This is a genomic window from Bacteroidales bacterium, from assembly GCA_014860575.1.
In the GTDB taxonomy this organism is placed as follows: Bacteria; Bacteroidota; Bacteroidia; order Bacteroidales; family JAAYJT01; genus JAAYJT01.
Genome location: JACZJK010000056.1, coordinates 135,433 through 149,178 on the forward strand (window position 1 = coordinate 135,433; position 13,746 = coordinate 149,178).

The following is a 13,746-nucleotide window of genomic DNA, read 5'->3' on the forward strand; positions in this document are numbered from 1 at the left end:
CTCTAAACATCCTAAACTTATAAACACTCTACTTTTAAACCTTCTTAGCGTCATTTTTGTGAATCATACAGCCTACCTTCACGTGTTTATCCCATATTTGTTCAATGTCATCATGAGCAGGCTTTTTTTCATAGGTTTCGAAAGGTAATCATCAAATCCCGCATCAAGTACCCGGTTTTCATCACCACTCAATGCATAGGCTGTTACCCCAATTACAGGCAAGTCTGCCCTGAAAGATTTGATTTGCTTTGTTGCTTCAAATCCGTTCATCACGGGCATTTTAACATCCATTAGAACCAGATGTGCATTTTTGTGAACGCGGCATAACTCCACCGCTTCATTGCCATCTTTAGCCCGTAAAACTTCAATGTTGGCGCGCTGTAGAAGCACCTCAATATAGTAATAGTTTGAATCATCGTCTTCTGCAACAATTACCAGGGGCTTGCCTGATGTTTTCCCGCTAGTGTCTTCTGCAGTTTTTTCCTGCTTTTTTCCCAGATCAGCATCATACGGAAGGTTAAAATAGAACACCGAGCCTTTGTCTTTTAATGATTCAAGCCATATTTTTCCTCCAAGTTTGGCTATAATCCCTTTGGCTATTGGCAAGCCTAGTCCACTTCCTTCGTATTTCCTGGTATTGGAGTTCTCTTCCTGGTCGAAGGCTTCGAATATCCTTTGTTTCGCATCTTCCCGTATCCCGATTCCTGAATCCTCCACAAAAAACTCAAGGTAACCATTCATGGTTTTGTAACCAAATGTGACCACTCCATGCTCTGTAAATTTTACGGCATTGTTAAGCAAATGCTTGAGCACCTTGGTCAGGAGTTCCTTATCCATATTAATCTGGAAATTATGCGACCCTGCCGGTAATACGAGATTGAATTCGAGGTTTTTGGCTTTACAGGCAGCGTAGAATGATGAGTGAATGCCGGTGAGTAACTGGTTAAGCGGAAAAGCTTTTTTTAAAGCCTTCAGGTTTCCCGAAGCAATCAGCGAAATATCCATGTAATCCGTTACCGTATTGATCAGCCGGTCAATACTGCTTTGGAGAATGTCAATAAATGCCAGGCGCTCTTGATCTGTAACATTGGGCTGTGCAATCATCTGACCGAAGCCCAGGATGCCGTTTAATGGCGTCCGGATCTCATGCGAAATATTATTCATGAAAGCGGTTTTAAGCCGATCGCCTGCTTCTGCCTGTTCTTTCGCATTGCGCAGTTTTGATTCTATTTCTTTGCGCTCGGTAATATCGGTTAATATTACAGCCAATTGGTTGGTGCGTGGCCGGTAAACAGTTACATCGTAGTAACGATCAAGCTCAATGGAGTGGTTCTCATAATAGGCAGGCACGCCGCAGCAGGCTACAGTTTCGAACCTTTCATTCCAGAATTCTTCAGTTTTTGGAAAGACTTCCTGTATGGTTTTACCAATAATTTCGCTTTGCTTTAAACCAGTTAACTTTTCATAATTTGGGTTCACGAGCACATACTCGTAATCAACCGGGTCATTCTTATCATTGTATAGAATATGGAAAACGGCTAGTCCTTGCTGCATTTCGTTCACCAGCGACCTATATTGATTCTCGCTTTCAGTCATATCTTTCAATAGGTTCGAGTTGTCTTCCTGGTCCTTAAGTATTTTTCCAATCAACACGGTTGCAATTGGATAGGTCGCCAGGATGGTAAGCCCCATTGTTTGTAAAGTATACAGCCGCATATCCGATGGCAATGCGATCATGAACAGGATCATAGCAGCATGTACTACCAGGCCGAAGCGAAAAAGATAAAATGCGTTAATTTGCTTGTTGTGTTTATGGCGGATCCAATAATAAAGATAACCAATCACAAACGACGACAATATCACTGAAACGCCCATGTAAATTCCGATCCCGCCAATGTAAAGCCTCATCAGAATTGCCATAACTGCAGCAATGGCGCCAGAAAATGGGCCAAAAAACAAGACGCAAAGGCTAATTACAACCGATCTGCCGTCGAAAATCAATCCTGACGCCAGAACAAAAGGATTAAGCATAGCAAAAATTGCTACCCCACCGAACAACAAACCTTGAATTATCGAACCGAGCCTGGTATTTCGTGGCCAGCGGTTATCAATGAAACCGGCAAGCACACTTACCGCTACAAGTATTGCAAGGTTATAGATAAGGTCTATAACTATCATTTAAAATAATTGTTAAAATTAACCCTCAGCCTGTTTCTTTGCTAACCAGGTAAATATTGATGTGCGATGACAATTAATGTCAACTCCGGGCACATCAAAAAATAATGCCGTAAATGTAATGATTATTTACATCCAGCCTTCAAATCGTGTAAAAATTTCAGTTTGTAGAAAGTGAAGAGATTCAACGGTTCACTTTGTTTTCTAACCGATCTGATGGCCTGAGAATAATATTTCCATGCATTACACTTTTTATGACTCACTGGTTTCTATCTCTAAAAATATTTTCAATGCGCTGCACCATTTTCCTTAGTGATCATCAGGTCGTTCAATGAACTTCCGAATTTCAATTTCTCAGAAAACTGATCTATATCACTTAGCCTGAATAATTCTCCTCGCAAGCGTAAAGCTTTGATTTTGAAGAGAACATAAAAATGACGTAGTTTCCCCATAAACAACGCTCAACCCTCAAAATATCCTAAACACTCTAAACCTTCTTAACAGACTAAACCGTCTAAAATGTCTATACTGTCTAAACACTCTAAACTTCTAAACCCAGGTTCCCTGCTCCTGCATATTAATACCAAACCAGCCGAAAAGTTACAAATTAATTACTACGAACCGTTGCCGGATCCCGCTCAATGTTTAATTTTGCCACAAATTGGTGCTACTGATCTCGAAACAGGGATCGGGCTTAAAAGGGAATCCTGTGAAAATCAGGAACAGTTCCCGCTGCTGTAAGCTCTTTCATTCTTTTTGAAATTATTTGCCACTGTTCGCCCTGGCGGATGGGAAGGCATTCAAAAAGAGAGTAAGTCAGAAGACCTGCCAATTAAACTTTTTTGAATTCAGCGCTTTCGGGACAGAAGCCATGGATACGTTGCTGTTACGCAAACATCAGTTTATTCATCACTTATTTCCTGAATCGTTTTGCCTTTTATTGTTATACAACGGGAAGAGTAATATTGAACAACATTATAGATTTAACTATGAGTCCAAGCTAAGAAAACGAATTACTGATGTTTAGCGTTTTAGCCCCTTACCCCTAAAGGGGAAACGCTAAACATCAGTAATTCGTTTAAGTCCCCTTTAGGGAATAACTTTTCTGAATAAACTCAACCTTCGTACCAAATGAACCCAAAACTCCCTGCATGAAATTATTACTGGTATCACTGTTGCTAATGTTTTCAACGCTTTCCCTGGCGCAGGAACCGCTGATTGACACGGTTCGTACGCTTGAAGAAATAGTTATCAGCGGCAAACGGCTTGAACGCTTCAGTGCAGGATTGCAGGTGAAATCACTCGAGCGCAGGGATTACGGGAATTTTCCTGGTATCCTGCTTTCAGATCTGCTGGTTTCTAGAAGCATTCACTTCATCAAGAGTTATGGCGGCAGTGGGCTGGCAACCATCAGCATGCGCGGAACTGCAACTCAGCACACAGGAATTTACTGGAATGGTTTCAACATCAATCCTCCAAATATTGGCATGGCCGACCTTTCGTTGCTGCCGGTTTTCCTCTTTAACCGTATTGACCTGGTTAGTGGTGGCAGCAGCGCCTTGTTTGGCAACGGGACCATCGGCGGAAGCATTCATCTAAATAGTCAAAATGGGTTTAAGGGAAATAATCTCAAACTGGCTTTATCCATTGGGTCTTACAAAGACCGGCTGGTTGCATTGAAAAGCGATTACAAATTACTGAAAGCACAGCTTTCAAGTTCTGTTTGGTATAATTCAGCTGCGAATGATTTTGTTTATGTGAACCATGCAAAATTTGGCCGACCCAAAGAACGACTTGAAAATGCTGATGCTACCCATATCGGATTTTTACAGGAATTCCATTTACCTCTGAACAGCAGGCAATATATAAATGCAGGATTCTGGTATCAACAGCGGGAAGCCGGAATCCCGCCCAGCATGACAATGCTGAGCAGTGTGGCGCGCCAATCCGACAAAATACTGCGAGGCTATGCGCAATGGAGCCATGAAACCACGAAAATACATTACACCCTGAAATCGGCCTACAGTCATGATTTCCTGGAATACACTGACAAAGCAATTGGACTCAAATCAGAGATAGGGGTAGGGGCATGGACAAACGATGGAGAAGTGATGTTTAAGGTTTCTCCGAAAACGCAGCTTACAAGTGGAATAAGCTTTCAGCAATTCAGGGCTGAGGTTGAAGCCTACCAATCCATAGTAACTCCTTATCAGTTCTCAGTTTTCATGCTTGCAACGCATGAATTCCCTGAATTGAAATGGACTACAACGGCAGGGGCAAGAAAAGAATACAACAGCGATTTTACTGATGTTCCACCCGCACTTTCCCTTGGCTGGAAAGGGCGTCTAAGTAAGTCGCTTGAAGGAAGAATCAACCTTTCTACAAATTACCGGATGCCAACGCTCAACGACCGTTACTGGCAGCCCGGGGGCAATCCCGACTTGAAAGCTGAATCCGGCTTCAATATGGAAGCCGGGATTAATTTTGGGTTCGAAAAGGAAAAAACCAGATTGGCGATGTCAGCAACATTCTATAATAACCGGGTCAATAATTGGATCGCATGGTTGCCGGGTTCATACAATTACTGGAGCCCGGAGAATATAACAACAGTGTTTATTTATGGATCCGAAGCTAACATACATTTCACTTATAATGCAAACAAATTCCGGCACGAGGCTGGCTTGAACTGGGCAGCAGCCAAATCAATCTATGGAGCAAAATCTTTCAGCGAAAGCAAAGGCAAACCCCAGTTGATTTATACCCCGGTTCATACAGCATCAGCTTATTATACTGCTACTTCTGGCAATTGGTCGTTTCAATACCTGCATAAACTGGTGGGAACCAGGTTCACTGACAGGGCCAATACCAACCAATTGCCGGCTTTTCATACGATTGACATCAGCCTGGCACGAAAAACTGATCTTTCAAAACACGTACTTACGATCAATGCTTCAATCAAAAATCTGACAGGCCATGCGTACCAGGTAATTGAATACCGGCCTATGCCCGGGCGGACCTTTAATGTTTCGCTGATACTTGATTTTATATTCAAAGACAAACTAACAACCGAAACCATTCTACAATGAAACCATTTTTCAACATTTTAATCATCATTGCCACATTCGCATTGCTGTTGACTTCTTCCTGCAAAAAAGACGACAATACGCCTTCGGGTAAGTACAGCAAGGGCATTTTAATCAGCAATGAAGGGCCTTTTACCGATGGCAGCGGTACAATCAGTTTTTATGACCCGGCTGCCAAAACTATTGAAAACAACATCTTTGCAAATGTTAACAGCCGGCCGTTGGGCAACATTGTCCAGAGCCTAGAAATTTTTAACGAAAGAGCTTACATTGTTGTGAATAATGCCGGCAAAGTTGAAGTAGCTGATGCTGCAAGTTTTGAGTCAATAGGCGTTATTGAAGGACTCACATCGCCGAGGTATTTCGTTGGGATCAATAATACCAAAGGATATGTGAGCGATTGGGCAGGGCATATTGCAATCACTGACCTGAGCACCCTCACAAAAACCGGCACTATTGTCACAGGTGCAAGCCCCGACCGTATGTTGTTGCATGAGAACCACTTATGGGTCATAAACTCAGCAGGCTGGACATCGGATTCAACAGTAACAATTATTGACACACAAACCGATACACCTTTGCAAACCATCGTTGTGGGCGATAATCCTTCGGGAATTGTGAAAGATGCAAATGGAAAAATCTGGGTTTTATGTGGCGGCATTTCCGATTGGATGAACCCTGCAAACAATACAAACGGTTCGCTGGTGAGAATTAACCCCGATTCATATGCTGTAGAACTCAGCTTAGAAATAGCTGGCAGCGATTTTGGCCCAAGGATCGCGATCAATGGCCCCGGCAATAAAATCTACTTTTCATTCCTTGGCAGCATTTACCCGCATGAAATTGATGCTGTTACAATCAATTCCAACCCTTTAATCAGCAAACTTTGTTATGCATTGGATGTTGACCCGCATTCAGGTGAAATATATTTCTGCGATCCGCTTGATTATGCCCAGCCTGGCGTAATTTACCGCTATGATGCAAACGGCGCCACCATGCTTGACTCTTTGAAAGCCGGGATAATTCCAGGAAATTTTGTGTTCCAAAATTAATTTGACTCGCAGGTTATGATTTGAAACTAATGCATGGCTTGAAGCCAGGCAGGATAAGGAAATCTTTTGGGATGGGGCGATTTCATTTATAGCCTACTCGGTTAAAGTATTGCCCTGTAAATGGCTGTCTCAAAATTGATTAGCTTACTGATTTTGTCATTCTGAGCGAAGCGAAGAATCTAATATACAGACAAATAAAGTTCCTTCACTCCGTTCAGGATGACAAGATATGACCTTTTGATATAGCGCACTTATAGCAGTTTGTGTCTTTTAGGAGTTCAAGTAAAAAACACTAATTTTGTGGCCAATAAATCATTAACTTAATTAGAGATGAAAAAAACAGGTTTAATCTTTTTAACAACATTGCTTATGCTTGCTGCATGCACTCCCGAAGCCGAAGTTAAGAACCCTTTCTTCGCCGATTACAACACCCCGTTTAATGTTCCGCCTTTCGATGTGATCACCGAAGATCATTATATGCCAGCCTTTGACGAAGGCATGAAACAACAAAATGCCGAAATTGAAGCTATAGTAACTAATGTCGAGGCTCCTACTTTTGAGAACACCATTCTCGCATATGAGTACAGTGGCCAGTTGATTGGTGAAGTATCGTACGTATTTTATAATGCCAACTCGGCAAACACCAACGATAAGATTCAGGCCATTGCCCGCGAACTGTCGCCAAAAATGTCGCAGCATAGCGATAATATCAGGTTGAACCCGGTTCTTTTTGAAAAGATAAAAACCGTTTATGATCAAAAGGAAGCATTGAACCTGAATGCCGAACAGGCCAAATTGCTCGAAGAAACCTACAAACGTTTTATCCGTGGTGGTGCCGGTTTACCTTCCGACAAGCAGGAAAGGCTGCGTGAGATCAACCAGGAGCTCTCTATGCTCACATTGCAATTTGGCCAGAACGCCCTGGGCGAAGTCAATAACTTCAGGCATGTGGTTGAAAACGAAGCGGAACTTGCCGGTTTGCCAGCTTCTGCCATCGAAGGCGCTGCCGCTCTTGCCAAAGCAGACACCCTGGAAGGGAAATGGATTTTTACCTTACAAAATCCAAGTGTAATGCCGGTATTGTACAATGCTGAAAACCGCGAATTGCGTAAGGTGATGCAACAGGCATACATTAACCGTGGGAACAATGGCAATGAGTTTGACAACAATGAGATCATTGGTAAAATTGTAAACCTGCGCCTTGAGAGGGCCAACATGCTTGGCTACAACCACCACGCCCATTTTACGCTCGAAGAAACAATGGTGAAGGATATTGAAACCGCTTCAAATTTCATCAAACAGGTGTGGGATGCCGCCCTGCCAATTGCCAAGGATGAAGCAAAACAGCTTCAGGATATGATCAAAGCCGAAGGCAATGATTTTCAACTGGCACAATGGGATTGGAGATATTATTCCGAAAAGGTTCGTAAAGAAAAATATGATCTCGATGAACAGGAAGTTCGTCAGTATTTTGAGCTGAACACGGTTCGTAATGGGATTTTCATGGTTGTTGATAAACTGTATGGGTTAAAGTTTGTTGAACGCAATGATGTTCCCAAATATCACGCTGATGCACAGGTTTTTGAAGTGCAGGAAGCTGATGGTTCGCACGTTGGGATTTTATACATGGATTTCCACCCGCGCGAAAGCAAACGTGGTGGCGCATGGATGAGTAGTTACCGCGACCAGTTTGTTGATCAAAAGGGCAATTACATTTCACCGGTGATTACGATGGTTTGCAACTTTTCGCCACCAACCAGCACACAACCTTCATTACTCACTTATGATGAGATGACCACATTCTTCCATGAATTCGGACATGCACTGCACGGCCTGCTTTCAGATGTCACTTATCCAAGCCTTTCCGGTACTTCCGTTCCCCGCGATTTCGTGGAGCTTCCTTCGCAGATCATGGAAAACTGGGCCAACGAACCTTCGGTGTTGACGACTTTTGCCAAACATTACGAAACCGGCGAACCCATGCCACAGGAACTGATGGATCGCATACAGGCCGCTGCTGATTTTAACCAGGGCTTTGCCACGGTAGAATTTCTTGCTTCGGCGTTTCTTGATTTTGAATACCATACTATTACAGAACCTTATGCCGCTGAGACCTTAAAAAATGTAGCTTCTATCACCGATCAGAAAACCATACAGAATACCGGGATGATTCCTGAAATTCATTTCAGGCACGGAAGCACACACTTCCAGCATGTATTTTCCGGTGGATATTCCTCAGGTTATTACAGTTATGTGTGGTCGGGTTTGTTGGATGCCGATGCATTTGAAGCCTTCCGCGAAAGCGGTGACTTCTTTGACCAAACCACAGCCCAATCGTTCCGCACGAACATTCTTGAACGTGGCGGCACGGGCGATGCTATGGAAATGTATGTAAATTTCCGCGGTAAGAAACCCGAAATCGGACCGCTGTTAAGGCAACGGGGATTGGTGAGATAAGCCAATTTTCAATTGACATTTAAAAAACAAAACGGCTGCCTGTTAAGGGCAACCGTTTTACTTTTTAGAAATTCCGGGCTATTTCTTTTTTGAAGCCTTCGTGGTAGGTTTCTTTTCTGCGGCTTCTTTTTTCTTTGCTGCTTTTTTAGGCTTTTCTTCAACCAAGGGTGCAGACTTCTTCTCAGTTTTAGGTTGGTTCGAGCTAAGCACTATGGTTTCGCTGGTTTGAGGGCAGGCCTTATCAACGCGCAATATGAAATCAGAAATCACATTCATATAATTAATGTAGGCTTCGTAAGGGGTCGGATAGTGGTTGAAAGTTTTGCGAATCTCACCGTCAGAGAACCATTTGGTGCTCATATAAAAGAAATGATCGCTGGTTTGTAGATAATTCCAGTCGCGCAGCAGTTCCGGATCGGTGCAATGCTTTACTTTTTGCTCAATAGAGTAAAGACTGTCAAAAGCATCACTTTGCAGATCATTTCCCGTCCAGGATGTAATATCGCGCTCGGCATCCGCCCACGACATGGGATAGGGCACCTGAACGCTTGAAACCGGTTGCAATTTCTTTGCAAGTTCGGTAGGAGTGTGAAAACGGTATTTCGTTTTTTTCAGGATGATGGTCGGTAAAGCGCGCAGGAAGTCAAAAATTCCGGTATCGGCCCATTGGTGTTCGCCAAAGGTTTCATAATCCATGAACAGGTTTAAGACTTCGTGCTTTGGATCAAGGGCATTCACCCAACCGGCAAACTTGTCGGCTGTCAATGGCCACTCTGACCATCCCTTGTTTGAGAACCTGAAGGCAATATCTTCGCTGAGCTGGAAGTTGCGCATCAGCACTTTAAGCTTTGGGTTCACCGAATTGCAGTACATTAAATTCGGACTTTTCCAACCAAGTATGTGTTTGGCTCCTTCGGTCAGCATGACATCAAACCCCATCCCGGCTACCACAGCGCCGATGGTGTCGGAATAGATCAGCTCGGTATTGCGGAATGCTGTAGGCCTGGTTCCGAAGAGTTTTTCCATTTTGTTTTGATGCAGCTCAACCTGACGGGTGAATTCTTCCTGACTGCGCAGTGACGACAGGTTATGGGAATACGTTTCAGCAAGGAATTCCACACAGCCGGTTCGCGCCAAGGCTTTGAAACTTTCAATCACCTCAGGCGCATACATTTCGAACTGATCAATGGCATTGCCCGAAATAGAAAAGCTTACCTTAAACTGTTTTCCGTGTCTCTCAATAAGTTCGAGCATTAATTTATTGGCAGGCAGATAGCAGCGGGTAGCGACTCTTTTTACGATTGAACGGTTTTGAAAGTCATCATAATAGTAGTGGTTATCGCCGATGTCGAAAAACCTGTATGTTCTGAGCCTGAAAGGCTGATGTACTTGAAAGTAAAGACAGATTGCGCTCATAGAGGGTGTGTTTTTGTTGCTGGTTACTGGTTGCTAGGTTGTTAGGTTGTTAGATTCTCATACTGTGGTTAAGCGATGGCCAAATGGTGTCATATAATGGTCATACGATTGTCAAACATTGGTCATACAGTTGTTATTCAATTGTTTTATAAAACATTCTTTTTTTTCGTTCGCTCATTTCGCGATGTTCGCTTCGTTCGCTCAACTTACTCAGTATAAACTGCTTTATAATAAACATCTATCACCTTCAAGGCTGCGTTTTCCCATTTCAGGTTGTCTACTTCGGCTCGTCCGTATTTCTGGAACATGGCTGTAAGGCCTTTGTAGTTGAGCAAACCGTAAATGTGATCGGCCAATGCTTCTGTATCCCAAAAATCAACTTTGTGGGCATGCGTAAGGATTTCTGCTACACCCGATTGCTTGCTGATCACCACCGGAACATTGGTGCGGATAGCTTCAAGCGGCGCAATACCAAATGGTTCGGAAACCGAAGGCATCACGTACACATCGCTCATGGCATACATGCGATCCACATTTTCGCCCCTTAAAAATCCGGTGAAATGGAAGCGGCTTCCCAGGCGGCGTTTGGCAACCTGCAAAATCATTTTATTCAGCATATCGCCCGATCCGGCCATCACAAACCTGACGTTGGGATCGCGCTGTAAAATCATGTGCGCCGCTTCAACAAAATATTCCGGACCTTTCTGATACGTTATCCGGCCGAGGAAGGTGACAATTTTTTCTTTCACGGCTGCATGTACATCATGCCAATCGGATTTATCGGCCGGCTCAACTGCATTGTGAACAGTGATCACCTTATGTGGCTCAATGCCATATCGCTCAATAACCGTATTGCGAGTGAGGTTGCTCACGGCAATCACGTAATCGGCAGCCTTCATCCCCGATTGTTCGATCCTGAAAACATCCTGGTTCACATTTTCACCTGAACGGTCAAATTCAGTGGCATGCATGTGAACCACCAAAGGTTTTCCGGTGGCGTTTTTGGCTGCGACCCCGGCGGAATATGTGAGCCAGTCATGGGCATGGATCACATCAAAATCATGTTGGGTTGCCAGCACCGAAGCCACCATAGCATACCGTGAAACCTCTTCCATGAGATTATCGCCGTACTTGCCCGAAAAATCAAACTTGGTGCTCAGGATATTATTTACACGTGTTTCGCTGCTAACGTTTTCATACTCAATGATACGTTCAAATTCTTCCGGTCCAACGTAAGGAATCAGGTTCGACCCAATTTCCATATAAGTGATCTTTTCCCAGAAATTCAAAACCGCTTCATCCTTTATATTCAGGGTCACATCGCTGGCGTTGAGAATCCTTACGGCTTCTTCACTTTCGTCGCCATAGGCTTTTGGAACCACAAACAATATTTCGGTATCATGCTTTGCCAGGCCTTTGGTAAGGCCAAAACAAGCGGTTCCCAAACCACCGGAAATATGCGGAGGAAATTCCCAGCCGAACATCAGTACTTTCATACGTTGTCCTCCTTCATTTTAAATTCATCTTCAAACTCGTTGAGCAACTGCCCCATGCGCAACACTTCGGCAACGCTCCAGGCCATTGAAATTGCTCCACCGGGTTTATGTGGCGGATCGCCGTCAAATAGCTCTGATATGGAGCCTATGCCGTGTTCTGTGATGGTTTCTTCGAATCCTGCGTATAAATTATTTATCAGGTGTATGGCACTGCGGCCGTGTATTTTTAAATACGCTTCGGCAAAATGACCCATTAACCAGGGCCAGGCAGTGCCCTGGTAGCAAGCCCGGTCGCGGGCCGATTGATCGCCTGCATATACACTTTGATAGTTTTTGTTTTTGGGTGATAATGTCCGTAATCCCCGGGAGGTTAATAGTTCGGATCTCACAATATCGAGCAATAATTTTCGGATTTCTTCACTTACCGGGCTGTAATCAAGAGAGGCGGCCATAACCATATTTGGGCGAACCGACCAGTCTTTGTATTCACCATGCACGAAATCAGCCAGATAACCTTTTTCAGCATCCCAGAAAGCGCTGGTGAAAGCTTCCGGAATCATATCAGCAATGGGCTGCCATTCATTAATAAAAGTTTTGTCTTTTGCCGATCCGGCACATTCGAGGGCAAACATGATGGCATTATACCATAAAGCATTCACCTCAACAGGCAGCCCAATGCGCGGCAGCAGTGGTTGGCCATCAATAAACGCGTCCATCCAGGTAACTGCGCTGCCTTGTTCGCCTGCAAACAGCAAGCCGCTGTCGAGCATGTGGATATTGTAATCAGTTCCTTTTTTGAAGGCGTTGAGAATGGTTTTCATTGGCCCGGCATACTTCTTCCAAATCTGAACCGTATTCCCGGTATGAATGGCATATTTCTGCAAGGCCCAGAAAAACCACAAAGGCGCATCAACAGAGTTAAAGTTGGCCTTCGTACCATGTCCATCATTTGGAAAAAGTGCTCCATTCATTTCTGAAACCAACGTATCCACCACTTCCCTGAATGTTTTCTCATCATTGATGGTCAGCATCAAACCGGGGAGTGATATGAATGTATCTCTGCTGCGACGACCAAACCACGGATATCCTGCCAATAAATGTACTTTGTCGCCACGCCTTACAATGAACTGTTGCGCGGAGTTATTCATGCAATGTTCAAAACTGCTGCGCGGAATCCTGGAATTTACTTCGGTTGAAAATAATTTTTGAAGGCGTGAAGGAATGATCTCGTTCAGCCCTGCACTGAAATAAATGCTTTCACCTTTTTTGATATCAAGTTCGAAGAAACCCGGGGTATAAAGATCCTCAACTGATTCATATCCCCGAATCCTTTCGCGGATGTACTCGAAATTGTAGTGCCAGTCAGGCACATGTGTGTAGAGGACAGTTTTTGAAAATTGCATGAACAATTGTGTATAACCTGTGTACATGCGTAATTTGATGCCGTTGAGGATGGGTTCGAACTTGGTATCAACAAATACGTTTGCCTTGCTGAGTGAATGTATGTTTCTGAATGCCAGCAATGGCCTGAACCTGATTTTGGTTGGAGAATTTGCTTCAACCAATGTGTATTTGATAATTGTACGGTCGTCGTTACGTGCCAGGAGGATTTCTTTTGTGAGTACAACGCCACCAACCCTGTAAGTAAGCTTTGGTATCGGGTCGGTAGTAAAATTGCGGATATACTTATGGCCTTTTGGATTGTAGTGTTCACCTTCAAATTTATGGATAGCAAGGTTGAATTCAGCATTATGCTGAATCACTGTTTCATCAAACGAAGAAAGCAATACGTGATTGTCGTCGTCAATGCCAGGCTGTGGGGTTACCAGCAAACCATGGTATTTGCGAGTATTGCAGTTTGTTATGGTGGTGCTTGCATAGGCCCCTGCGCGGTTGGCCCGCAGCAGTTCCTTAGGCAGTGAATATTCGAGGTTGATCAGTTGTTCTTTGTCGAACCTTATGTAACTCATATATCAGATGGTTTGGCTAAATGGTACTTAATTGTGCCCGCGAACAAATTTAAGGCAATTCCTATTATGAAGTTACAATATATAGAAATCTTTATAG

The 13,746-nt window shown here is 43.7% G+C and carries 7 protein-coding genes and 1 riboswitch; of the genes, 3 read left to right on the forward strand and 4 right to left on the reverse strand.

The features are described 5' to 3' along the window. Positions 1-78: 78 nt before the first annotated feature. Positions 79-2,178, reverse strand: a complete 2,100-nt coding sequence (locus IH597_15405; protein MBE0663842.1) for a response regulator — start codon at positions 2,176-2,178, stop codon at positions 79-81. A gap of 642 nt (positions 2,179-2,820) precedes the next feature. Continuing rightward, positions 2,821-3,023, forward strand: a riboswitch (cobalamin riboswitch). Between the two features lie 303 nt (positions 3,024-3,326). Between IH597_15405 and IH597_15410 the strand changes: the two genes are divergently transcribed. From IH597_15410 to IH597_15420, 3 genes are all read left to right on the forward strand, one after another. Further along, positions 3,327-5,261, forward strand: coding sequence for a TonB-dependent receptor (locus IH597_15410; GenBank protein MBE0663843.1), 1,935 nt, complete (start codon positions 3,327-3,329; stop codon positions 5,259-5,261). After that, positions 5,258-6,310 carry a hypothetical protein gene (locus tag IH597_15415; protein ID MBE0663844.1) on the forward strand — a complete coding sequence of 351 codons (1,053 nt, stop codon included), beginning with the start codon at positions 5,258-5,260 and terminating at the stop codon, positions 6,308-6,310. Before IH597_15410 ends, IH597_15415 begins: the two co-directional genes overlap by 4 nt. Positions 6,311-6,640: 330 nt before the next feature. After that, entirely contained in the window at positions 6,641-8,767 is a 2,127-nt protein-coding gene (locus IH597_15420) for a M3 family metallopeptidase (GenBank protein ID MBE0663845.1), read from the forward strand. A 78-nt stretch (positions 8,768-8,845) separates the two neighbouring features. Here IH597_15420 and IH597_15425 read toward each other — a convergent pair whose 3' ends face one another. The 3 genes from IH597_15425 to IH597_15435 form a co-directional block, all read right to left on the reverse strand. Further along, positions 8,846-10,183, reverse strand: coding sequence for a polysaccharide deacetylase family protein (locus IH597_15425; GenBank protein MBE0663846.1), 1,338 nt, complete (start codon positions 10,181-10,183; stop codon positions 8,846-8,848). Positions 10,184-10,389: 206 nt separating this feature from the next. Continuing rightward, positions 10,390-11,679 carry a glycosyltransferase family 4 protein gene (locus tag IH597_15430; protein MBE0663847.1) on the reverse strand — a complete coding sequence of 430 codons (1,290 nt, stop codon included), beginning with the start codon at positions 11,677-11,679 and terminating at the stop codon, positions 10,390-10,392. Continuing rightward, positions 11,676-13,649, reverse strand: a complete 1,974-nt coding sequence (locus IH597_15435) for a glycogen debranching enzyme family protein (protein MBE0663848.1) — start codon at positions 13,647-13,649, stop codon at positions 11,676-11,678. The genes IH597_15430 and IH597_15435 overlap by 4 nt, the downstream gene beginning before the upstream one ends. Positions 13,650-13,746: the final 97 nt, after the last annotated feature.

Coding starts and splice junctions, on each gene's coding strand:
- IH597_15425 (MBE0663846.1), bottom strand. CDS start 10,183: ATGAGCGCAATCTGTCTTTACTTTCAAGTACATCAGCCTTTCAGGCTC.
- IH597_15405 (MBE0663842.1), bottom strand. CDS start 2,178: ATGATAGTTATAGACCTTATCTATAACCTTGCAATACTTGTAGCGGTA.
- IH597_15420 (MBE0663845.1), top strand. CDS start 6,641: ATGAAAAAAACAGGTTTAATCTTTTTAACAACATTGCTTATGCTTGCT.
- IH597_15410 (MBE0663843.1), top strand. CDS start 3,327: ATGAAATTATTACTGGTATCACTGTTGCTAATGTTTTCAACGCTTTCC.
- IH597_15415 (MBE0663844.1), top strand. CDS start 5,258: ATGAAACCATTTTTCAACATTTTAATCATCATTGCCACATTCGCATTG.
- IH597_15430 (MBE0663847.1), bottom strand. CDS start 11,679: ATGAAAGTACTGATGTTCGGCTGGGAATTTCCTCCGCATATTTCCGGT.
- IH597_15435 (MBE0663848.1), bottom strand. CDS start 13,649: ATGAGTTACATAAGGTTCGACAAAGAACAACTGATCAACCTCGAATAT.